The 23049-nt window shown below is 67.1% G+C and carries 12 protein-coding genes; 5 read left to right on the top strand and 7 right to left on the bottom strand.

From position 1 onward, the window contains the following. Nucleotides 1-47: 47 nt before the first annotated feature. The 6 genes from AC3B6A_RS10075 to AC3B6A_RS10050 form a co-directional block, all read right to left on the bottom strand. Nucleotides 48-956, bottom strand: coding sequence for an NAD-dependent epimerase/dehydratase family protein (locus AC3B6A_RS10075; protein ID WP_488402447.1), 909 nt, complete (start codon nt 954-956; stop codon nt 48-50). Between the two features lie 55 nt (nt 957-1011). Then, nucleotides 1012-1428 (bottom strand): nuclear transport factor 2 family protein, encoded by a 417-nt coding sequence (locus AC3B6A_RS10070; protein ID WP_488402445.1) that lies wholly within the window; start codon nt 1426-1428, stop codon nt 1012-1014. Between the two features lie 236 nt (nt 1429-1664). Continuing rightward, nucleotides 1665-2444: an ABC transporter permease gene (locus tag AC3B6A_RS10065; RefSeq protein ID WP_488402444.1), complete on the bottom strand. Its 780-nt coding sequence runs from the start codon at nt 2442-2444 to the stop codon at nt 1665-1667. Next, nucleotides 2441-3373, bottom strand: a complete 933-nt coding sequence (locus AC3B6A_RS10060; protein ID WP_488402442.1) for an ABC transporter ATP-binding protein — start codon at nt 3371-3373, stop codon at nt 2441-2443. Before AC3B6A_RS10060 ends, AC3B6A_RS10065 begins: the two co-directional genes overlap by 4 nt. A 122-nt stretch (nt 3374-3495) precedes the next feature. Next, the gene (locus tag AC3B6A_RS10055; protein ID WP_488402440.1) at nt 3496-4113 is read right to left on the bottom strand and encodes a glutathione S-transferase; all 618 of its coding nucleotides are present in this window, start codon (nt 4111-4113) and stop codon (nt 3496-3498) included. Nucleotides 4114-4229: 116 nt separating this feature from the next. Further along, entirely contained in the window at nt 4230-4901 is a 672-nt protein-coding gene (locus AC3B6A_RS10050; protein WP_488402438.1) for a transglutaminase-like domain-containing protein, read from the bottom strand. A 206-nt stretch (nt 4902-5107) separates the two neighbouring features. On the opposite strand from AC3B6A_RS10050, the gene AC3B6A_RS10045 reads away from it, so the two are divergent. The 5 genes from AC3B6A_RS10045 to AC3B6A_RS10025 all read left to right on the top strand — a co-directional run bounded on the left by AC3B6A_RS10045 (nt 5108) and on the right by AC3B6A_RS10025 (nt 21889). Then, nucleotides 5108-7543, top strand: coding sequence for an acyl-CoA dehydrogenase (locus AC3B6A_RS10045; protein ID WP_488402436.1), 2436 nt, complete (start codon nt 5108-5110; stop codon nt 7541-7543). Between the two features lie 102 nt (nt 7544-7645). Further along, nucleotides 7646-8074, top strand: a complete 429-nt coding sequence (locus AC3B6A_RS10040; protein WP_488402434.1) for a PA2816 family glutamine-rich protein — start codon at nt 7646-7648, stop codon at nt 8072-8074. 66 nt (nt 8075-8140) lie between these two features. Then, nucleotides 8141-8551 carry a PA2817 family protein gene (locus AC3B6A_RS10035; RefSeq protein ID WP_488402432.1) on the top strand — a complete coding sequence of 137 codons (411 nt, stop codon included), beginning with the start codon at nt 8141-8143 and terminating at the stop codon, nt 8549-8551. A gap of 301 nt (nt 8552-8852) precedes the next feature. Then, nucleotides 8853-15275 carry a DUF5801 repeats-in-toxin domain-containing protein gene (locus tag AC3B6A_RS10030; protein ID WP_488402431.1) on the top strand — a complete coding sequence of 2141 codons (6423 nt, stop codon included), beginning with the start codon at nt 8853-8855 and terminating at the stop codon, nt 15273-15275. 239 nt (nt 15276-15514) lie between these two features. Continuing rightward, complete coding sequence (locus tag AC3B6A_RS10025) at nt 15515-21889, top strand: beta strand repeat-containing protein (RefSeq protein ID WP_488402429.1); 6375 nt, start codon at nt 15515-15517, stop codon at nt 21887-21889. Nucleotides 21890-22064: 175 nt separating this feature from the next. Here the strand turns inward: AC3B6A_RS10025 and AC3B6A_RS10020 are convergent, their stop codons facing one another. Continuing rightward, nucleotides 22065-22802 (bottom strand): LuxR C-terminal-related transcriptional regulator, encoded by a 738-nt coding sequence (locus AC3B6A_RS10020; RefSeq protein WP_488402427.1) that lies wholly within the window; start codon nt 22800-22802, stop codon nt 22065-22067. Between the last annotated feature and the right edge of the window lie 247 nt (nt 22803-23049).

Genomic DNA, 23049 nt, shown 5'->3' with positions numbered 1-23049 from the left:
CGCCCCTGCAGCCGGTTGCGGGGCTTCTTCTATCCGCGGCGACTGCGCTACTGCGCGCGGCATTGCGCGACGACTTCATCGACCGCGCGCTGCACGTCGCCGCGCCGGTAGCCCAGCAACGCAAGTTCGGAGGCGTCGGGTTCGTACGACACGACGTTGCCGCGCCCCGTGTAGATCGCGAGGTCGGGCAGCAGCGGATGCTCCTGGTCGAGCGACGGCACCGGCTGCGGATTGCCGGCCGCACGGAAGAACGCCGCGAAGTAGTCGGCAAAGCTCAGGTTCTCGTCGCCGAGCAGATACGCCTTGCCGGATTCGCCACGCTGTAGTGCGCCCCAGATCGCTTCCGATAGCGATTGCGTCGAAATGAAGTTGCTGCCGCCGGCCGGCCCGTATACCGGCAGCCCGGCGAGCTTGCCCTGTGCATAGCGCGTGTAGGCGGCGAACATCTCGTTGCGCAAACCCGGCACCACCCCGACGACGAACGGCGCATTGACGCTGCACACCGCGAATGACGGCGTCGCGAGCGCACGCACGTGTTCGTCGGCCAGATGGCGCGAGCGCACGTACGGTACCGACTCGATGAGCGCCGGCGCGACCTGCGGATAGAAGCTGCCGACCAGCACCGCGCGCTTCACGCCCGCATCGCGTGCGAGCGCGAAGAAGCGCGGTACCGCCTCGACGTTCGCGCGTTCCCAGTGCGCGGCTTCGTCGGTGCCGGGCGGCAGGTGGCGAATGTCGTTGCCGGCCGCGAACACGAGCGCATCGAACGGCGCGAGATCGTCGCGCGTGAAGTTGCCAGCCACGTAGTCGCGCAGCAGCACGTCGAACTGCGCGAGCGCGCTGTCCGGCACGGGCGGCCTGCGCGCGGCGAGCGTGACGTGGTTACCCTGCGCATGCAGGTGCAGCGCGGCGTGGCCGCCGATAAGGCCGGTACCGCCGATGACCAGGATTTTCATGGTATCTCCGCTGGCAGCGCAGGTGCGCCGCGAGAAATGAACGAAGGAAGGCGTTTCAGCCCTCCAGCGGCAGGTCCTGCGACCAGTCGAGGTACAGCGTGCGCGCCGCGAAGCGCCAGGTGCTGCCGTCGAACAGGCAACGGTCGCGGTAGCGCAGCCCCCAGTCGAGCTTGCGCTTCACGCCGTCGCGCACATAAACGTGGCATGCAACGCCGTATGTCTCGACGTCGGCCGCGCCGCCGTCGAGCGTGACGAGCTGGTTGTGCACGTGATGCTGGGTCATTTCATAGCGCTCGATCGCGCCCATGCCCGCAACGATCGCCTCGCGGTCGTTGAACCTGAAGCCGGGGCCGGCAAGATACGCATCAAGGGTGAAGAGCGTGGAAAGCTGCTGCCAGTCGCGTCGGTCGACGGCTTGGGCATAGCGGCAGGCAAGTTCGTACAACGCGTGGTGGGGATTTGAAGCGGTCATGCCGTGCTCCTAAATAGATAGGAAAAGGACGGACGCGCCACGAGTGCGGACGCGGAAGCATTACGACATCGACACGCAGACTCTCATCGGCCCGGACGGGATTCATCGCCCATACCGATTAGTCGAAATGGAGGAGGCCCGGGCCGGCCACGGTGTATGCCCCCTCTCCTCTCAGGCCGGGACACGCAAAAGAAAAAGGCCCCAACCGGGGCCTTTTCATCAGTGCGGGAGCAGGCTTACTGCCGCATCCCCCGCCCGCTCACCAGCAGGCGCACGCAGAACACGTAGAGCACCACGGTCGCCACCAGCATGAAGATCACCGCCGTGCCGATGCGGATGTCGGACACGCCGAGGATGCCGTAGCGGAAGGCATTGACCATGTGCAGGATCGGGTTGGCCAGCGACACCGTCTGCCAGAACGGCGGCAGCAGGGTGATCGAGTAGAACACCCCGCCCAGGTAGGTCAGCGGCGTCAGCACGAAGGTCGGGATGATCGAGATGTCGTCGAAGTTGCGCGCGAACACCGCGTTGACGAAACCGCCCATGGAGAAGATCGCCGCCGTCAGCACCACCACCAGCACGGTGACGCCGAGGTGGTGGATCTGCAGGCTGGTGAAGAACAGCGACAGGCCGGTGACGATCACGCCCACCGCCAGGCCGCGCAGCACCCCGCCGCAGACGAAGCCGAGGAGGATGGTGTGCGGCGACACCGGCGACACCAGCAATTCCTCGATGTTGCGCTGGAACTTGCTGCCGAAGAAGCTCGACACCACGTTGCCGTAGGAGTTGGTGATCACCGACATCATGATCAGCCCCGGCACGATGTACTGCATGTAGCTGAAGCCACCCATGTCGCCGATCTGCCGGCCGATCAGGTTGCCGAAGATGACGAAGTACAGAACCATGGTGATCGCCGGCGGCAGCAGGGTCTGCGGCCAGATGCGCAGGAAGCGGCGCACTTCGCGGTAGACGATGGTGTTGAGGGCGACCCAGTTGGCGCGCAGTTCGCTGCTCATACGGCCACCTTCGACAGATTCTTCTCCACCAGCGACACGAACAGTTCCTCCAGGCGGTTGCTCTTGTTGCGCAGGCTCAGCACTTCCAGGCCCAGGGCGTTGAGCTGGGCGAACAGGCCGTTGATGCCGCGGGACTTGTCCACCTGCACTTCCAGGGTGTGGTCGTCCACCAGGCGCACCGGGTAGCCGTCGAGCTTCGGCGCCTCGCTCAGGGTCGCCTTGAGGTCGAGGTAGAAGGTCTCCACGTGCAGCTTGTTCAGCAGCTTGCGCATGCTGGTGTTCTCCACGATGGTGCCGTGGTCGATGATCGCGATGTTGCGGCAGAGCTGCTCGGCCTCTTCCAGGTAGTGCGTGGTGAGGATGATGCTGATGCCGTCCTGGTTGAGCTCGGTGAGGAAGTTCCACATCGAGCGACGCAGCTCGATGTCCACCCCGGCGGTGGGTTCGTCGAGGATCAGCAGGCGCGGCTCGTGGACCAGCGCGCGGGCGATCATCAGGCGGCGCTTCATGCCGCCGGAGAGCTCGCGGGAGGCGGAATCGCGCTTGTCCCACAGGCCCAGCTGGGTCAGGTAACGCTCGGCGCGCTCCTTGGCGATGCGCGCCGGGATGCCGTAGTAGCCGGCCTGGGTGACGACGATGTCGAACACCTTCTCGAACTGGTTGAAGTTGAATTCCTGGGGCACCACGCCCAGGCAGCGCTTGAGGCCGTACGGGTCCTGGTCGAGGTCGTGGCCGAACACGTTGACCGTGCCGCTGGTCTTGTTCACCAGGGTGGAGAGGATGCCGATGGTGGTGGATTTGCCGGCGCCGTTGGGGCCGAGCAAGGCGAAGAAGTCGCCTTCGGCGACGTCCAGATCGATGCCCTTGAGGGCCTGGAAGCCGTTGCCGTAAGTCTTCGTCAGTTGACGGATGGACAGCGCGGAACTCATGGGGATTCCCGTTGCAAGTCGGTGGAAAGACGCATGTCTTTGGAAAAAAGGCCTGCTTGATAATGGTCCGCCGCGCGGATTGCAACCTCTGCTGCCCGCGCGGCTCATTTAATCCAGAGCGTTCAGGTCAGTTCGGTCATCACCGCGGCGCGGTAGGCCGGGCGCGCCTTCAGGCGTGCGTACCAGGCTTCCAGGTGCGGCTGCGACGGGCGTTCGATGGGCATTTCGAACCAAGCATAGATGAAGCTGCCCAGCGGAATGTCGCCCATGCCGAATCGCTCGCCGCCCAGGTACGGCTGCGTCGCCAGCGTCTGCCCGGGGATTTCCAGCAGCGCGGCGCAGGTGTCCAGCGCGGCCTGGAGGGCGGCGGGGTCGCGCTGCTCCGGCGGGGTGCGCAGGGTACCCCAGAACAGGGTGCGGAACGGCCCGGCGAAGGTCGATGTGGTCCAGTCCATCCACTTGTCCGCGCTGGCGCGGGCCTGCAGGTCCTGCGGGTACAGCTCCGGCGCGTAGCGCGCGGCCAGGTAGCGGACGATGGCGTTGGATTCCCAGAGGATGAAGCCGTCGTCGTCCAGGGTCGGTACCACGCCGTTGGGGTTCAGCGCGCGGTATGCCGGCTCGTTGACCAGGCCGAACGCGCCGCCGGCGTCGATCCGCTCATAGGCCAGGCCCGCCTCCTCCGCGCACCAGAGCGCCTTGCGGACGTTGGAGGAATTCTTCCGGCCCCAGATTCTGAGCATGCTGCGTCTCTCTTGTGATGGTCATTCGATGGCGCCGCGCCCGCCGGACGCGACTTCGGATGACGGCACCCTACCGGCTCGGACGCCAGGAAAAAAGACGCATGCACTGATGGTGACTATCGATTGCTTTCATGCTTCGCCGCTTCGGCGCGCATGTCGCCGGCCAGCGGGGCCGCGGCAGCGGCGAACAGGTGCGGGTAGCACTGCCGCAGGTAGTCGAAGAAGAACGCCTCCGGCACGTCGGCGAAGTGGCCGTGGTCGCGCAGGTATTCCATGTGCCGCTGGCCGTCGCGGTTGAACGGGTGGAACACGCTGTCGCTGCGCCCGTCGAACTCCAGCGGCAGCACGCCGAAGGCCTCGCACAGGCCGAGATCGAAGGCCGGCGTGGCCTTGACCCAGCGGCCTTCGAGGAACAGCTCGGTGTAGCCGTGCATGGCGAACACTTCGCTGCGCAGCAATTCCAGCAGGCGCGGCGTGGCCAGGTGGTTCTTCACGTCGGCCAGGCCGATCCGCGCGGGAATCCCGCAGTGCCGCGCGCAGGCCGCCAGCAACGTGGCCTTGGGCACGCAGTAGGACTGCCCGGCCTGCAGCGCGTGGCTGCCCTTGAGCGTCTGCGGGTCGCGGCTGAACACGTAGGGGTTGTAGCGGACCCGGTCGCGCACCGCGTAGTAGAGCGCCACCGCCTGCTCCAGCGGGGTGCCGCCCGGGCCCCGGTGATTTTCCGCGAACTCGATTACCCCGGGGTGGTCACTATCCACGAAGCGGCTGGGTTTCAGGTATTCCTGCATGGCACATCCTCCCTGGTCATGCGCCAGTCTAACCAGCCGGCTCGCCCGCCCGGCACGGCGATCCGGCCAAGCTGTCCGGCCATGCGGCCATCGCCGGGGTGCGAGCGGCTAAGCTTGCTGGGCGATGAGGCGGGAATGCCCCGCCCGCGCGCCATTCCCGCCGCGGCCGGTTGCCGGCGTGGCGAACCCTCATGGAGGAATCCCCCATGCTGCTGCTCTGGTTGCTCATCCTGATTCTCGGCATCGCCTGGCTGGCCCATCGGCGCAGCTCGCCGCTCAAGGCCCTCGGCCTGGTCGCCGGCTACCTGGTGCTGATGAGCCTGCTCAGCCGCGCCCACGGCTGGATGGTGCCGCTCTGGCTGCTGTGGGCGGTGGTGGCGATGACCATCCTCGCCGCCGACCTGCGCCGCGGCCTGTTCAGCTCGCGGCTGTTCGCCTGGTTCAAGAAGACCCTGCCGCCGATGTCGGACACCGAGCGCGAGGCCATCGAGGCCGGCACCGTCTGGTGGGACGGCCAGCTGTTCAGCGGCCGCCCGGACTGGAGCGTCCTGCTCGGCTATCCCCGCGCGCAACTGAGCGAGGAGGAGCAGGCCTTCGTCGACGGCCCCACCGAACAGCTCTGCGCCATGGTCAGCGACCACGACATCGGCCAGCGCATGGACCTGCCGCCGGACGCCTGGGCCTTCATCAAGGCGCAGGGCTTCTTCGGCCTGATCATCCCGAAGGAGTACGGCGGCAAGGGTTTCTCCGCCTTCGCCCACTCGCAGGTGGTGATGAAGCTCGCCAGCCGCAGCGGCGACCTCGCCTCCACCGTGATGGTGCCCAACTCCCTGGGCCCGGCCGAGCTGCTGCTGCACTACGGCACCGATGAACAGCGCCAGCGCTACCTGCCGCGCCTGGCCAGCGGCGAGGAAATCCCCTGCTTCGCCCTCACCAGCCCGCAGGCCGGCTCCGACGCCGGCGGCATGACCGATATCGGCATCGTCTGCAAGGGCCAGTGGCACGGCGAGGAAGTCCTCGGCCTGCGCCTGACCTGGGAAAAGCGCTACATCACCCTCGGCCCGGTGGCCACCCTGCTCGGCCTGGCCTTCAAGTGCCACGACCCGGAGCACCTGCTGGGCGGGGAAGAAGACCTGGGCATCACCCTGGCGCTGATTCCCACCAACACTCCCGGCGTACAGATCGGCCGCCGCCACGTACCGCTGGGCGCGGCCTTCATGAACGGCCCGAACGCCGGCCTGGACGTGTTCGTGCCGCTGGACGCCATCATCGGCGGCCGGGAGATGATCGGCAAAGGCTGGATGATGCTGATGAACTGCCTGTCGGTGGGCCGCTCCATTTCCCTGCCGGCGGTGGGCACCAGCGTGGCCAAGGCCGGCAGCTACGTCAGCGGCCGCTACGCGCGCATCCGCGAGCAGTTCAACGTGCCGCTGGCGGCCTTCGAAGGCATCCAGGAGGCCCTGGCGCGCCTGGGTGGCAACGCCTGGATGATGGACAGCGCGCGCATCCTCACCGCCAGTGCGGTGGACCTGGGCGAGAAGCCCTCGGTGCTCTCGGCGATCCTCAAGTACCACCTCACCGAGCGCGGCCGCGAGTGCATCGCCCATGCCATGGACATCCACGGCGGCAAGGGCATCGTCATGGGCCCGAACAACTACCTGGCGCGCGGCTGGCAGACCGCGCCGATCTTCATCACCGTCGAGGGCGCCAACATCCTCTCGCGCAACCTGATGATCTTCGGCCAGGGCGCGATCCGCTGCCATCCGTACGTGCTCAGGGAAATGGCGCTGGCGCGCCGCGACGACCAGGACCAGGCCGAGCGCGAGTTCGACGAACTGCTGCTGCGGCACATCGGCTTCGCCGTCGGCAACGCCGCCAGCAGCCTGCTGCTGGGCCTCGGCCTGGGCAGCTTCGACCAGGTGCCGGGCGACCGCGTCAGCCGCCCGTATTACCGCGCGCTCAACCGCCTGGCCGCGGCCTTCGCCCTGCTCGCCGACGTCAGCATGATGCTGCTCGGCGGCGAGCTGAAGCGCCGCGAGCGCCTCTCCGCGCGCCTGGGCGATGCGCTCAGCCACCTCTACCTGGGCTCGGCGGCGCTCAAGCGCTACCACGACCTGGACAACCCGGAGTACCTGCAACCGCTGCTGCGCTGGGCGCTGGAGGAAAACCTGTGCAAGGCCGAGGCGGCGCTGGCGGGGCTGATCGACAACTTCCCCAACCGCCCCTTCGCCTGCCTGTTGCGCGCGCTGGTGCTGCCGCGGGGCCGTCGTCACCGCGGGCCGGGTGACGCGCTGGACGCTGAAATCGCCGCCATCCTCGGTCGCCCGCTGGACGATCCGGCGCTGCAGGCGATCCTCGCCGGCGCCTTCCTGCCGAGCGATCCGCAGGACCCGGTGGGCAAGCTCGGCGTGGCCTACGAGCGGCTCGCCGAGGCGGCGCCGCTGCAGGACAAACTGCGCCAGGCGCTGCGCGACGGCAGCGTCGTCCCCGCCGCCGGGCAGTCGCCCATCGACGCCGCGCGCGATGCCGGCGTGCTCGACGGCGGCGAGGCAGAAACCCTGCACGAGGCCGAGCGCGCGCGCCGCGCGGTGATCGACGTGGACGACTTCGCCCCGGAGGAACTCGGCGGCAGGGCCGGCTGAAACACCCGGGGCGGCAGCGCTCGCGGCTTTACCGACGCATAGCAATGCCGCCCGCGGGGACAGGGTGCACACTAGGAGCATATCCGCCGTGGAGAATGCGCCATGCATCGAAGCCTCTCTCTCCTGCTGGTCCTGCCGGCCCTGCTGCTCGCCGGCGCCGCCCAGGCCGATCCCTGGCTCTACCCCAGCCGGCCCCGGCCGGTGGCGCCGCCGACGCCGGTCATCGACCCCATCCGGCCACAGCAGGACACCCTGCGGCTGCAGAACGAGATGCGCCAGAACGAACTGGACCGTCAGCGCCTGCAGTACGAAAGCCAGCGCCTGCAACTGCAGCAGGAAAACCTCAAGCGCCAGCAGGACAGCCAGCGCCTGCGCGACCTGCAGCGCCGGCAGAGCGACCAGATGATCGACCGGCAGAAATACGACCAGCAGCAATGGCGCCTGGACCAACAGCAACGCCAGCTCGACATCCAGCAACAGCAGATCGACAACCGCCGCCGGCAGATCCAGTCGCAGCCGATCCGCCGCTAGCGCGGCAGCGCCCGCGAAACCCGATATACTCCGCAGCCGTTTCAACGCTGTCCCAGAGGAAGCACCATGGCCAACGCCTATCTCGACCACCACCTCGCCCTGCTCAACCACCTGCGCATGATCCTCGGCGCCCTGGGCGAAGCCGAGCAGGTGCCGGAAGACAACCACGGCCTGTTCCTCGAACGCTTCGACGAACTGATGGCCGAGCTGCCGCGCGACCCGGAAGGCGCCCAGTACCTGGGCCAGGACCTGATCAGCCAGGTCTTCCACCGCTACCCGCAGATCGCCCACCTGGTCCCGCGCGACCTGCTGTGGTTCTTCGGCGGCGACTGCCTGCACTTCATGCCCGACGAGGAGCTGCAGATGTACCAACTGCTCGACGAGCGCCGCTTCGAGGCCGAGGAGAACGGCGAGCCCTTCGACTGGAACCGCGAGAAGCAGATGCTCGCCCTGCCGGACGACGCGCCCAAGCACTGACACCGGCCGGAAACGCAAGAAGCCCGCATGATGCGGGCTTTTTCATGGGCGAAGACCCGTTCATGGGCGGCGGCAGGGCGTTTCCGGCCGCCCTGTCCAGCGGCGCGTCATGTCCTGATTCGCAATCGAAATAACCCGCCTCGCACACTCGCCTGTTCCCCTCCTTCGTAGTCTGAAACTCCTATCCCGCCTGGGAGTATCCGCCGATGCGCGCCCCCCTGCGGCCTCCCCATAGTGGTGGCACACAGCCGTACAGGGCCAACGGCCAACCTCAATGACTGAAATCGCGCGGGAGAACGTCATGACAACCCATAAGAAAAATGTATCGTCGACGAGCGATGCAACTGTCAGCACCGACCAGCAAGACTATGCCCCCGGTAGCACGGCCGACATCACGGCCAGCGGATTCGACGCCGGCAGCACCCTGACCTTCCAGGTGCAGCACGTCACGGGCACGGGCCCGGATGGCGTGTGGGGCACGCCCGACGACGAGCTCGACAGCACCTCCGGCGATGGGCACGAGGCCTGGTCCGTGACCGACGGCGGCGCCGGTGATCTCGACGGCCAGGTCAACGGCAGCATCACCACCTCGTGGTACGTCAATCCCGACGATTCGGCCGGCGCGACCTTCCTGCTCAGCGCGGCCGCCGATGACGGCACGGTGGCGACAACCTCGTTCACGGACAGCGGACCGGTCATCACCGCGACCGGCGTGACCGTCACCCAGGACGAAACCGCCGGGTTGCAGAACGCCACGGCCACGCCAAGCCCGGCGGGCGACGCCGACGACAACGACATCCTGCTCGCCGCCCTGCCCTCGGCCTTCACGACCCGGCTGACCGCACTGGGCGCGGGCACCGCCACGGGCGCGGCCCTGAGTGGTTATACCGGCGCCGCGGGCAACACCGGCAGCAATGCGTTCACCATCAGCGCGGTACCCGGCGGCAGCATTACCGATATCAGCTTCGTCGGCAGCGGTGGCGCGCCGCTCAACGGCCTGGACAGCGGGCTGCTGACCCTCGATGGCACGCACATCCTTCTCTATACGGACACGACCAACAACAACGTCCTCGTGGGTCGGGCCGGCAGCGACAGCGGCGCGATCGTGCTCGCCGCCTACATCGAGGAAACCGGATCGCCGGTCTCCGGCGGCAAGATCTGGACCGTGGAATACCAGCCGCTCCAGCACCCGGATGCGACCAACTCCGACGACGCCGTCAACCTGCTGAACAAGGTGTTCATCGGCACCAGCCAGGACCTGACCTTCAGCCTGGCCAATGCCCCCTCCGGGCAGAACCTGTTCCTGATGTTCACCACGGCGAACCCGACAGTGGTCGATGACGGCGGCGTCATGCGGATCACCGACCCCACCATCATCGCCACCGGCAAGGACCCCGCGGACCAGTCGTCGGGGGCCAACATAACCACGGGCGACACGATCAACACCAGCCAGGCCGGCGGCCCGACCACCTTCGGCACCAACAACCAGATGATCGTGGAACAGGAGGGCATTCGTTTCACCTTCGTCACCGGCGCCCGGCAGGACGTGACCATTCCCAACCTGGACCAGAACGAAGCGGACCTTGAATCCAACATCGACTTTACCGGCATGTTCGGCGCGAGAACGGCCAGTTTCGATGTCGTTCAGTTGCAGAGCGGCAAGAGCGCGGTGGTGAAGATCAGCGCATTCGACACCGCTGTCGAATCCGGCACGAGCTTCATCAACGGCTATACGGGCGACGCGGCAGTCGCGATCACCAATGTCCGCGTCATCAATATCAGCACCGGGGCGGTCGTTGAAAACTCGAATGGCTCGGTGAATGATCCCAGCATCGCCATCACCTTCAACGGCGGGGTTGCGACCATCACCGGCGTGCTGGCCGGCTACAAGATCGAATACACCACCTCGTCAGACCACAACCGCGTGCTCGTCGAGAACGGCGCGGCCGTCGACGCCAAGGGCAATGACCACGCCGACTTCGATATCGGTGGCTTCAAGCTGCTCCAGGTCTCCACGGCGACCACTGAAATCGGCTCCAAGATGATCTTCGAGGACGACGGGCCGTCGATCAGCGCGACTCAGGCCACGGTTCCCACGCTGACCACCGACGACACCGACATACCGGACAGCGCCGGCCCGACCAGCTTCGCCAACCTGTTCAGCGCGGCCTTCGGCCAGGACGGCTTCAAGGATGCCGATCACAACCACGTGCAGGACGCCGACGCGATCACCTACGCGCTCGGTGTCAGCGCCCCCGGCGGCGTCGACAGCGGGCTGGTCGACACCCTGTCGGGCGACAAGATCTTCCTGTTCCTCGAAAGCGGCTCGGTCGTCGGCCGGGTCGGAACCGCCGGCGGACTGGCCGATGCGGCGGGGGACATCGCCATCACGATCTCGGTCGCAGCCAATACCGGCGCCGTGACCCTGACGCAGAACCATTCGGTGGTGCACAACGATCCGCTCGATCCCGCTGAAACCGGCAGTTCCGCCGCCGCCCTGGCCGCGGCCAACCTGGTGACCCTGACCGCCACCGCCACCGACGGCGATGGCGACACCGCCTCGGCAACCCGCAACATCGGCGACGCCTTCGCCTTCGAGGACGACGGCCCGTCGATCAGCGCCAACCAGACGGCGGTGCCCACGCTGACCACCGACGACACCGACATACCGGACAGCGCCGGGCCGACCAGCTTTGCCAACCTGTTCACCTCGGACTTCGGCAAGGACGGCTTCAAGGACGCCAACGACGACAACGTCCAGGACGCCGATGCGATCACCTACGCGCTCGGCGTCAGCGCCCCCGGCGGCGTCGACAGCGGCCTGGTCGACACCTTGTCGGGTGACAAGATCTTCCTGTTCCTGGAAAGCGGCTCGGTCGTCGGCCGGGTCGGAACCGCCGGCGGACTGGCCGATGCGGCCGGGGACATCGCGCTGACGATCGAGGTCGCCGCCAACACCGGCGCCGTGACCCTGACGCAGAACCATTCGGTGGTGCACAACGATCCGCTCGATCCGGTTGAGAGCGGCACCTCCGCCGCCGCCCTGGCCGCGGCCAGCCTGGTGACGCTGACCGCGACCATCACCGACGGCGACGGCGACACCGCCTCGGCAACCCGCAACATCGGCGATGCCTTCAAGTTCGAGGACGACGGCCCGTCGATCAGCGCCAACCAGACCGCGGCACCCACGCTGACCACCGACGATACCGATATCCCGGACAGCGCCGGCCCCACCAGCTTCGCCGGCCTGTTCGACGCGCCGAGCTTCGGCAACGACGGCTTCAAGGATGCCAACGACGATAACGTCCAGGATGCCGATGCGGTCACCTATGCGCTCGGCGTCAGCGCCTCCGGCGGCGTGGACAGCGGGCTGGTCGACACCCTCTCGGGCGACAAGATCTTCCTGTTCCTGGAAAGCGGCTCGGTCGTCGGCCGGGTCGGAACCGCCGGTGGCCTGGCCGATGCGGCCGGAGCCATCGCCATCACGATCTCGGTCGCCGCCAACACCGGCGCCGTGACCCTGACGCAGAGCCATTCGGTGGTGCACAACGACCCGCTCGATCCGGCTGAAAGCGGCACCTCCGCCGCCGGCCTGGCGGCAGCCAACCTGGTGACCCTGACCGCGACCGTCACCGACGGCGACGGCGACACCGCCTCGGCAACCCGCAACATCGGCGACGCCTTCGCGTTCGAGGACGACGGTCCGTCGATCAGCGCCAACCAGACCGCGGTGCCCACGCTGACCACCGACGACACCGACATACCGGACAGCGCCGGCCCGACCAGCTTTGCCAACCTGTTCACCTCGGACTTCGGCAAGGACGGCTTCAAGGACGCCAACGACAATAACGTCCAGGATGCCGATGCGATCACCTACGCACTCGGCGTCAGCGCTCCCGACGGCGTCGACAGCGGCCTGGTCGACACCCTGTCGGGCGATAAGATCTTCCTGTTCCTGGAAAGCGGCTCGGTCGTCGGCCGGGTCGGAACCGCCGGCGGCCTGGCCGATGCGGCCGGGGACATCGCGCTGACGATCGAGATTGTCGCCAATACCGGCGCCGTGACCCTGACGCAGAGCCATTCGGTGGTGCACAACGATCCGCTCGATCCCGCTGAAACCGGCAGCTCCGCCGCCGGCCTGGCAGCAGCCAACCTGGTGACCCTGACCGCCACCATCACCGACGGCGATGGCGACACGGCCTCGGCAACCCGCAACATCGGCGACGCCTTCGCGTTCGAGGACGACGGCCCGTCGATCAGCGCCAACCAGACGGCGGTGCCCACGCTGACCACCGACGACACCGACATCCCCGACAGCGCCGGCCCCACCAGCTTTGCCGGCCTGTTCACCTCGGACTTCGGCAAGGACGGCTTCAAGGACGCCAACGACAATAACGTCCAGGATGCCGATGCGATCACCTATGCGCTCGGCGTCAGCGCTCCCGGCGGCGTCGACAGCGGCCTGGTCGACACCCTCTCGGGCGACAAGATCTTCCTGTTCCTCGAAAGCGGCTCGGTCGTCGGCCGGGTCGGAACCGCCGGCGGACTGGCCGATGCGGCCGGGGACATCGCACTGACGATCGAGGTCGCCGCCAACACCGGCGCCGTGACGCTGACGCAGAACCATTCGGTGGTACACAACGATCCGCTCGATCCCGCTGAAACCGGCACCTCCGCCGCCGCCCTGGCCGCGGCCAGCCTGGTGACCCTGACCGCCACCATCACCGACGGCGATGGCGACACCGCCTCGGCAACCCGCAACATCGGCGACGCCTTCGCGTTCGAGGACGACGGCCCGTCGATCAGCGCCAACCAGACGGCGGTGCCCACGCTGACCACCGACGACACCGACATCCCCGACAGCGCCGGCCCCACCAGCTTTGCCGGCCTGTTCACCTCGGACTTCGGCAAGGACAGCTTCAAGGATGCCAACGACGACAATGTCCAGGACGCTGATGCGATCACCTACGCGCTTGGCGTCAGCGCCCCCGGCGGCGTGGACAGCGGCCTGGTGGATTCGCAGTCGGGCAACAAGATCTTCCTGTTCCTGCAAAGCGGCTCGGTCGTCGGCCGGGTCGGCACCGCCGGTGGCCTGGCCGATGCGGCCGGGGCCATCGCGTTGACGATCTCGGTCGCCGCCAACACCGGCGCCGTGACCCTGACGCAGATCCATTCGGTGATACACAACGACCCGCTCGACCCGGTTGAGAGCGGCACCTCCGCCGCCGCCCTGGCCGCGGCCAACCTGGTGACCCTGACCGCCACCATCACCGACGGCGACGGCGACAGCGCCTCGGCAACCCGCGATATCGGCGACGCCTTCAGGTTCGAGGACGACGGCCCGAGCCTGGCGTTCGGCAACCTGGTCGGCACCGGCAGCATCCTTCCGCAGACCGGGTACTGGGACCATTCGTTCGGCACCGACGGCGCGGGGGCGACCGGCCTGGATATCACCCTGGTGAACGGCGAGTTCACCCTGGTCAGGCCGGATAACACGACCACCACCGGGACCGGCACGCTCACCGAGCAGTCGCCTTCACCGGACGGCAATGGCGCGTACCACTTCGCCGGGACCCTGACCGGCGACTTCGACAACAACGCCGCCACCGCGGATACCAGCGTCGACTACACCCTGACCGCCTTTGCCGACGGCACCTACACGCTGGATCTGGTGCAGGGCTTCAGCTCGACGCAGGTTCTCAGCAGTGCCGACGGCGCGCTCGCTGCCGGTGGCCCGGACCCCGTGCAGACATTGCTGATTCCGAAGACCGATGACCCGGCGATTCCGTCGGCCTCCGAGGAGATCGTCTTCTTCGCCGCGGATCCACTGGCCCCGCAGACCGGCGCGAAGAGCATCCTGAGCGGTATCGGGCTCGGGGCGAGCGACCCCACCGAAGCGCAACTGGAGGCCCTCCCCGCCGCCGACAAGACGTTCATCGGCTCGGGGAAAATGAACGTCAGCACCTCCGGCATCGGCGTCGACAACAACAACCTGGAGGGCAACAACACGGCCGGCATCAATGCCGGTGACGAGAGCTTCGTGGTCAACCCCGAGACCCTGCTGACCGCCGTGAAGGTCTACATCGACAACTCGGTAGGCGGGTACAACCCCGCCTCGGAAGCGCTGTACTACACGGCCTACTACGACGACGGCACGACGTCCGGCGTGCCCATCAAGGTGCTCGCCGCCGACCTGCATCCGGAGGCCGGGGGGCAGCAGTCCTTCACCGTGCAGACGGTGGCCGGCAAGCTGATCGACGCGGTCCAGCTGACGATGGGCCTGGGCACGGTCAAGATCCCGACGATCGAGTTCGTCAAACAGACCGAAAACCTGGCCAGCGACGTCCAGCTGGCGTTCAACGCCACGGTGACGGACAAGGATGGCGACACGGCGACCAGCGCATTCACCGCCAACCTGTTCGCCAACGAGTCGGCCGGCTCGACCTTCGACTTCACGCTGGCGGGCGTGACCGGTGCGCGTGACGCCTTCAACGTCGACCTGTCCGTGACCCAGAACAAGTACCAGGTCACCGGCTTCGATGAGACCGTCGGCCAGCGGGACGCGCTGGTGCTCATCGGCGACGCGGCCTCCACGGTCCAGTCGATCGACAATTCCGGCACGGACAGCATCGTGACGATTGCCGAGACCGGCGGACAACTGACGACCATCACCGTGGTCGGGGTCAATATTCAGAACACCGACATCGTGCATGGCAGCGCCTGATACATCGTGCGCTTGAACGGATGCGAGGGTGGCGTGGAAACCACCCTCGCATTTTTTGTGGCCCGCGACGGCCGCGCCAATCGACCCTCCGATCGCCCCGTCCGGATAGGCTGAAACTCCCACCCTGATTGGGAGTATCGGCCGATGCCAATTCCCCCGGCACATACCCATAGTGGCGGTATGTGGCAGTAAAAGGCCCGCATCCGGCCTGCCTGATTGGTACTGCTCGGGAGAAAGCCATGACCATCCAGAAGAAATACACCTCGCCCACCGTTATCACCGACCAGCAAGACTACGCCCCCGGTAGCACGGCCATCATCACGGCCAACGGCTTCGACGCCGGCAGCACCCTGACCTTCCAGGTGCAGCACATCACGGGCGCCGGCCCGGATGGCGTGTGGGGCACGCCCGACGACGAGCTCGCCGCCAGCTCCGGCGACGGGCACGCGGCCTGGTCCGTGACCGACGGCGGCGCCGGTGACCTCGACGGCCAGGTCAATGGCAGTGTCACCACCTCGTGGTACGTCAATCCCGACGACTCGGCAGGCGCGTCCTTCCTGCTCAGCGCGGCCGCCGATGACGGCACGGTGGCGACAACCTCGTTCACCGACGATCCAGTCGTCGCGGCGACCGGCGTGACCGTTACCCAGGACGAAACCGCCGGACTGCAGAACGCCACGGCCACGCCAAGCCCGGCGGGCGACGCCGACGACAATGACATCCTGCTGGCCGCCCTGCCCTCGGCCTTCACTGCCCGCCTGACGGCATTGGGCGCGGGCACCGCCACGGGCGCCGCCCTGAGTGGCTACACGGGGGCCGTGGGCGACACCGGCAGCAATGCCTTCACCCTCAATCCCCTGCCCGGCGGAGCCATTACCGACGTCAGCTTCACCGACAGCGGCGGCGCGGCGCTCGACGGCCTGGACAGCGGACTGCAGACCCTCGATGGCACGCACATCCTTCTCTATACGGATGCGACCAACAACAACGTCCTCGTGGGGCGGGCCGGTAGCGACAGCGGCGCGATCGTGTTCGCCGCCTACATAGAGGAAACCGGATCGCCGGTCTCCGGCGGCAAGATCTGGACGGTGGAATACCAGCCGCTCAAGCACCCGGATGCGACCGACCCCGACGATGCCCTCAATCTGCTCAACAAGGTCTTCGTCGGCACCACCCAGGACCTGACCTTCAGCCTGGCGCATGCGCCCTCAGGGCAGAACCTGTTCCTGATGTACACGGCGGCGAATCCGACCGTGGTCGATGACGGGGGTGTATTGCGGATCAGCGATCCCACCATCATCGCCACCGGCAAGGACCCCGCCGACCAGTCATCGGGCGCCAACATAAACACCGGTGACACCGTCAACACCAGCCAGGGCGGTGGCCCGACCACCCTCGGCACCAACAACCAGATGATCGTGGAGCAGGAGGGCATTCGCTTTACCTTCGTCACCGGCGCCCGGCAGGACGTGACCGTTCCCAACCTGGATCAGAACGAAGCGGACGTCGAAGCCAACATCGACTTCACCCAGCTCTTCAACACGACAACGGCCAGCTTCGATGTCGTGCAACTGCAAAGCGGCAAGAGCGCCGTGGTGAAGGTCAGCGCATTCAGCACCGCGCTTGAAACAGGCACGGACTTCATCAACGGCTATGCCGGCGACGCGGCGGTCGCGATCACCAATATCCGCGTCATCAACACCAGCACCGGGCTGGTCATCGAGAACTCCGATGGCTCGGCGAACGACCCCGGCATCGCCATCAACTTCAGCGGCGGGGTTGCGACCATCACCGGCGTGCTGGCCGGCTACAGCATCGAATACACCACCACGGCGAATCACAACCGCGTGCTCGTCGAGAACGGCGCGGCCGTCGACGCCAAGGGCAATGACCACGCCGACTTCGATATCGGCGGCTTCAAGCTGCTCAAGGTCGCCACGGCGACCGGCGAAATCGGCTCCAAGATGATCTTCGAGGACGACGGGCCGTCAGCGGCCGGCACTCCCGCGACCGGCACCGTGGATGAAGACGGCCTGGCCAATGGCATCCCGGGCGGCGTCGGTGATGTGGCCGGCGAGGCCACCACGGCCAGCGGCAGCGTGGCCGGCATCTTCCAGTCCGGCGCCGACGCGCCGCTGACCTATTCCGTGTCCAGCGATACCAGCGGCCTGCCGGCACTGACCTCCGGCGGCGTAGCGCTGGTCTACAGCGTCGTCGGTGACACCCTCACGGCCACCGCCGGTGTCGGCGGCGCCAGCGTGTTCACCTTCAGCCTGACATCGGCGGGCGCCTACACCTTCACCCTGCTCGGCCCGCTGGATCATCCGGCCGGCAACGATGAAAACGACCTGACCCTCAACCTCGGTACGCTGCTCCAAGCCACCGACAAGGACGGCGACACGGTCACGGCCGCCGCTGAAAAACTGGTCATCACCGTCGATGACGACACGCCGACCGCGGCCGGCACCCCGGCGACCGGTACGGTGGATGAAGACGGCCTGCCCAACGGTATTGCCGGCGGGGTTGGCGACGTGGCCGGCGAGGCGACGACCGCCAGCGGCAGCGTGACGGGCATCTTCCAGTCCGGCGCCGATGTGCCGCTGACCTACTCCATGGCCAGCGATACCAGCGGCTTGCCGGCACTGAGTTCCGGCGGCGTGGCGCTGGTCTACAGCGTCGTCGGTGACACCCTCACGGCCACCGCCGGTGTCGGCGGCGCCAGCGTCTTCACCTTCAGCCTGACATCGGCAGGAGACTACAGCTTCACCCTGCTTGCTCCGCTGGATCACCCGGCCGGTAACGACGAGAACGACCTGACCATCAATCTCGGCTCGCTGCTGCAAGCCACCGACAAGGACGGCGATACCGTGACGGCTGCAGCCGAGAAGCTGGCCATCACCGTCGATGACGATACGCCAACGGCGGCCGGTACCCCGGCAGTTGGCACGGTCGACGAAGACGGTCTGCCCAATGGCATCGCCGGCGGGGTTGGCGACGTGGCCGGCGAGGAAACGACTGCCAGCGGCAGCGTGACCGGCATCTTCCAGTCCGGCGCCGATGTGCCGCTGACCTATTCCGTGTCCGGCGATACCAGCGGCTTGCCGGCACTGAGCTCCGGCGGCGTGGCGCTGGTCTACAGCGTTGTCGGTGACACCCTTACGGCCACCGCCGGTGTCGGCGGTGCCAGCGTGTTCACCTTCAGCCTGACCGCGGCAGGAGACTACAGCTTCACCCTGCTCGGCCCGCTGGATCATCCGGCCGGCAACGATGAAAACGACCTGACCATCAACCTGGGCACGCTGCTGCAAGCCACCGACAACGACGGCGACACCGTAACCGCCGCTGCCGAGAAGCTGGCCATCACCGTCGATGACGACACGCCGACCGCGGCTGGCACCCCGGCGACTGGAACGGTGGACGAAGACGGCCTGCCCAACGGTATTGCCGGCGGGGTTGGCGACGTGGCCGGCGAGGAAACGACCGCCAGCGGCAGCGTGACCGGCATCTTCCAATCCGGCGCCGACGTACCGCTGACCTACTCCATGTCCAGCGACACCAGCGGCCTACCGGCGCTGAGCTCCGGCGGCGTGGCGCTGGTCTACAGCGTCGTCGGTGACACCCTCACCGCCACCGCCGGTGTCGGCGGCGCCAGCGTGTTCACCTTCAGCCTGACCGCGGCAGGAGACTACAGCTTCACCCTGCTCGCTCCGCTGGATCACCCGGCCGGTAACGACGAAAACGACCTGACCATCAACCTCGGTACGCTGCTGCAAGCCACCGACAACGACGGCGACACCGTGACCGCCGCCGCTGAAAAACTGGTCATCACCGTCGATGACGACACGCCGACCGCGGCTGGCACCCCGGCGACTGGAACGGTGGACGAAGACGGCCTGCCCAACGGCATCGCTGGCGGGGTTGGCGACGTGGCGGGCGAGGAAACGACTGCCAGCGGCAGCGTGACCGGCATCTTCCAGTCCGGCGCCGATGTGCCGCTGACCTACTCCATGGCCAGCGACACCAGTGGCCTGCCGGCGCTGAGTTCGAGCGGCGTGGCACTGGTCTACAGCGTCGTCGGTGACACTCTCACCGCCACCGCCGGTGTCGGCGGCGCCAGCGTGTTCACCTTCAGCCTGACATCGGCAGGAGACTACAGTTTCACCCTGCTCGCTCCGCTGGATCACCCGGCCGGCAATGACGAGAACGACCTGACCCTCAATCTCGGCTCGCTGCTGCAGGCCACCGACAACGACGGTGACACGGTCACCGCCGCCGCTGAAAAGCTGGTCATCACCGTCGATGACGACACGCCGACCGCGGCCGGCACCCCGGCAGCTGGCACGGTGGATGAAGACGGCCTGCCCAACGGCATCGCCGGCGGGGTTGGCGACGTGGCGGGCGAGGAAACGACTGCCAGCGGCAGCGTGACTGGCATCTTCCAGTCCGGCGCCGACGTACCGCTGACCTACTCCATGTCCAGCGACACCAGCGGCCTGCCGGCGCTGAGCTCCGGCGGCGTGGCGCTGGTCTACAGCGTTGTCGGTGACACCCTAACCGCCACCGCCGGTGTCGGCGGCACCAGCGTATTCACCTTCAGCCTGACATCGGCAGGGGACTACAGCTTCACCCTGCTCGCTCCGCTGGATCACCCGGCCGGCAATGACGAGAACGACCTGACCATCAACCTGGGTACGCTGCTGCAAGCCACCGACAACGACGGCGACACCGTAACCGCCGCCGCCGAGAAACTGGTCATCACCGTCGATGACGATACCCCGACCGCGGCCGGCACTCCGGTAACGGGCACGGTCGACGAAGACGGCCTGCCAGGCGGCATCCCCGGCGGCATCGGTGATGTGGCCGGCGAAGCCACCACGGCCAGCGGCAGCGTGGCCGGCATCTTCCAGTCCGGCGCCGACGTGCCGCTGACCTACTCCATGTCCACTGACACCAGCGGCTTGCAGGCGCTGAGTTCCGGCGGCACCGCGCTGGTCTACAACGTCGTCGGCAACACCCTCACCGCCACCGCCGGTGTGGGCGGCGCCAACGTCTTCACGCTGGCCCTGACCGCAGCGGGTGCCTACACCTTCAACCTGCTCGGCCCGCTGGATCATCCGGCCGGTAACGACGAAAACGACATCGACATCAACCTCGGCACGCTGCTGCAGGCCACCGACAGCGATGGCGACACCGTGACCGCCGCCGCCGAGAAGCTGGTCATCACCGTCGACGACGACACGCCGACCCTGGCCTTCGGCAACCTGGTCGGCACCGGCAGCATCCTTCCGCAGACCGGGTACTGGGACAAGGCATACGGCGCCGATGGAGTGGGGGCGGCCGGCCTGGATATCGCGTTGACCGGCGTCACCCTGGTCAGGCCTGACAGCACGACCACCAGCGGAACCGGCACGCTCACCGAGCAGTCGCCGTCACCGGACGGCGATGGCGCGTTCCACTTCGCCGGGACCCTGACCGGCGACTTCGACAACAACGCCGCCACCGCGGACACCAGTATCGACTACACCCTGACCGCCCATGCCGACGGCAGCTACACGCTGGACCTGGTGCAGGGCTTCAGCACCACGCTCGTCCTCAGCAGTGCCGACGGCGCGCTTGCCGCGGGCGGCCCGGACCCGGTGCGCACATTGCTGATTCCGCCGACCGATGACCCGGCGATTCCGTCGGCCTCCGAGGAGATCGTCTTCTTCGCCGCCGATCCGCTGGCGCCGCAGACCGGCGCGAACAGCATCCTGACCGGCATCGGACTCGGCGAGCCCGACCCCACCGAGGCACAACTGCAGACCAACCCCCTGCCGTCGTACATCGGCGCGGGGAAAATGAACGTCAGCACCTCGGGTATCGGTATCGACAACAACAACCTGGAGGGCAACAACACCGCCGGCATCAATGCCGGTGACGAGAGCTTCGTCATCAATCCCGAGAGCCTGCTGACGGCCATGAAGGTCTACATCGACAACTCGGTCCAGGGCTACAACCCCGCCACGGAAGCGCTGTACTACACGGCCTACTACGACGACGGCACGACGTCCGGCGCGCCCATCAAGGTGCTCGCCACCGACCTGCATCCGGAGGCCGGAGGACAGCAGTCCTTCACCGTGCAGACGGTGGCCGGCAAGCTGATCGACGCGGTCCAGCTGACGATGGGCCTGGGTACGGTCAAGATCCCGACGATCGAGTTCATCAAGCAGGTCGAAAACCTGGCCAACGACGTCCAGCTGGCGTTCAACGCCACGGTGACGGACCAGGATGGCGACACGGCGAGCAGCGCGTTCACCGCCAACCTGTTCGCCAGCGATGGGGCCGGTGCGACCTTCGACTTCACGCTGGCGGGGGTGACCGGCGCGCGTGATGCCTTCAACGTCGACCTGTCCCCCAGCGCGGGCCAGCAATACCAGGTCACCGGCTTCGATGAGACCGCCGGCCACCGGGACGCGCTGGTGCTCATCGGCGACCCGGCCTCCACGGTCCAGTCGATCGACAATTCCGGCGCAGACAGCATCGTGACGATTGCCGAGACCGGCGGACAGCTGACGACCATCACCGTGGTCGGGGTCAACATTCAGAACACCGACATCGTGCATGGCAGCGCCTGACACAGCGCGCGCGTGCCGGAATGCGGGGGTGGCGTGGAAACCACCCTCGCATGTCCTTTGCGGGGTTACACCCGGGCAGCCTGCGGCCCGAAAGCGGCACCGTTACGCGGCATGCACCACGCGGACGACCGTGGCCGGCAAAGACCGCGGGAGGATGACGCCGGGCCCGAAGGGGCTAGGCGTTCTGCCGTGAGCCGCTGTCCAGTTCCACCCAGCCGGACTCGGGCGGTTCTTCGCTGCTGGTGAGCCCGTGCTTCAGCGCGTACATCAGCAGGTCCATGCGGTTGATGAGATCGAGCTTCTGGTAGATGTTGCTGAGGTGGTTGTGCACGGTGTGCTCGCTGATGCCCAGGCGCTCGGCGATGCTCATGTACTTGGCGGACGGGTCCTCGACGATGGCGCAGATCAGTTCCCTCTCGCGCAGCGTCAGCCGCGCCTGTTTCGCCTGTTCCGGATTGCACTTCAAATGGATATGCCCGCTCGCGGCATAGCCGGAAAGCCCGCCGGCCCAGGCCCTGTCCCGGCCGATGTCGCGGTGGTGGACGTTGATGATGGCCTGGACGATCGATTCCGTCGGGTCTTCCGCCAGCACCACGCCGCGTGCGCCCGCCTCGATCGCCTGGGCGACGGGGACGGATTCGTACAGGCCCTTGAGCACCAGCACCTTCATTTCGGCGCTGCGGGCGAGTTCCGCGACGACTTCCAGCGGGCTCAGCGCATCGGGGAAGAAACTCAGGAAGATCACATCGGGGCGCAAGCGGTCGGCAAGGTCCAGCGCGTAGGTATAGGTGGTGGCCTGGCCGCCCACTTCCATCCGGGGCTTTCTGGCATTGATCAGGTCGTGGAGGCCCATCAGGACGAGGGGGCGACAGTCGATCAGCATCACGCGTATGGGTTTTCTGTGGTCAGGCATTTTATTTCTGACCTCCGTGAACGATGAACAACGACCTCCCACCCGCGGGCCTTTCGGGATAAGCGATTCGCTAGGCTGGCTACCGCGATGGGAGGACAGATGCGGGTGCCGACGAGCCTGGACGGTGCCGGTCCGGGTATTGAATACCCACGTTTCCACCGCCCCGTGAGGCCACGTCCACCCGCTGCAACGGCAGAGGTTGAGGGCGTATCCAACAGCAGGGTAAAGCCCGTCGAGACAACACCAG

The organism is Pseudomonas sp. B12(2026) (assembly GCF_057767015.1).
The sequence above is the reverse complement of the archived record's forward strand: the minus strand, read 5'-3'. Positions and strand labels throughout refer to the sequence as shown.

Bases quoted from the DNA above. Each gene is read 5' to 3' on its own strand.
- AC3B6A_RS10075 (WP_488402447.1), bottom strand. From the start codon at position 956: ATGAAAATCCTGGTCATCGGCGGTACCGGCCTTATCGGCGGCCACGCC.
- AC3B6A_RS10070 (WP_488402445.1), bottom strand. From the start codon at position 1,428: ATGACCGCTTCAAATCCCCACCACGCGTTGTACGAACTTGCCTGCCGC.
- AC3B6A_RS10065 (WP_488402444.1), bottom strand. From the start codon at position 2,444: ATGAGCAGCGAACTGCGCGCCAACTGGGTCGCCCTCAACACCATCGTC.
- AC3B6A_RS10060 (WP_488402442.1), bottom strand. From the start codon at position 3,373: ATGAGTTCCGCGCTGTCCATCCGTCAACTGACGAAGACTTACGGCAAC.
- AC3B6A_RS10055 (WP_488402440.1), bottom strand. From the start codon at position 4,113: ATGCTCAGAATCTGGGGCCGGAAGAATTCCTCCAACGTCCGCAAGGCG.
- AC3B6A_RS10050 (WP_488402438.1), bottom strand. From the start codon at position 4,901: ATGCAGGAATACCTGAAACCCAGCCGCTTCGTGGATAGTGACCACCCC.
- AC3B6A_RS10045 (WP_488402436.1), top strand. From the start codon at position 5,108: ATGCTGCTGCTCTGGTTGCTCATCCTGATTCTCGGCATCGCCTGGCTG.
- AC3B6A_RS10040 (WP_488402434.1), top strand. From the start codon at position 7,646: ATGCATCGAAGCCTCTCTCTCCTGCTGGTCCTGCCGGCCCTGCTGCTC.
- AC3B6A_RS10035 (WP_488402432.1), top strand. From the start codon at position 8,141: ATGGCCAACGCCTATCTCGACCACCACCTCGCCCTGCTCAACCACCTG.
- AC3B6A_RS10030 (WP_488402431.1), top strand. From the start codon at position 8,853: ATGACAACCCATAAGAAAAATGTATCGTCGACGAGCGATGCAACTGTC.
- AC3B6A_RS10025 (WP_488402429.1), top strand. From the start codon at position 15,515: ATGACCATCCAGAAGAAATACACCTCGCCCACCGTTATCACCGACCAG.
- AC3B6A_RS10020 (WP_488402427.1), bottom strand. From the start codon at position 22,802: ATGCCTGACCACAGAAAACCCATACGCGTGATGCTGATCGACTGTCGC.